Origin of the sequence: Acidimangrovimonas sediminis (assembly GCF_002871005.1) — a bacterium.
Taxonomy (GTDB): domain Bacteria; phylum Pseudomonadota; class Alphaproteobacteria; order Rhodobacterales; family Rhodobacteraceae; genus Acidimangrovimonas; species Acidimangrovimonas sediminis.
This window is the reverse complement of sequence record NZ_PHSN01000095.1, coordinates 1-434: the sequence shown is the minus strand read 5'-3', so window position 1 is coordinate 434 and position 434 is coordinate 1. Positions and strand designations below refer to the sequence as shown.

Genomic DNA, 434 nt, shown 5'->3' with positions numbered 1-434 from the left:
TGTCGCGCAGCTGCGCGGTCAGCTGGAACGAGCCCTCGCGGCCGAGGGTGTAGGCCTCGCGCAAAGCGTCGGGCACGTCGGACAGCGCCGAGAGCGGGTAGCGCGCGGCGCGCGCGATCTCGAGCATGCGCTCGTCGATGTCGGTGGCGAAGATCTGCACCTTCAGCTCGCGGCCGGTGCGCTCGATCTCGTCGGCGCACAGCATGGCGATGGAATAGGCCTCCTCGCCCGAGGAACAGCCCGGCACCCAGATCCGCAGGTCCTGGTCGGGGATCGCGGTGGCGATCAGCGGCGCGATCGCCTCGTCGCGCAGGGCGCGGAAATGCGCGGCGTCCCGGAAGAAGCGGGTGACGTTGATCAACAGGTCGCCGAACAGCGCATCGGCCTCGCCGGGGCCGCGTTCGAGGCGGTCGCGATAGGCCTCGGGGTCGGTC

General features: G+C 71.0%; 1 protein-coding gene. It reads right to left on the bottom strand.

Annotated elements, in window-relative coordinates:
* On the bottom strand, window positions 1-434 hold a 434-nt coding region (locus tag CVV76_RS24485; protein WP_332888554.1), incomplete at both ends, for a CheR family methyltransferase.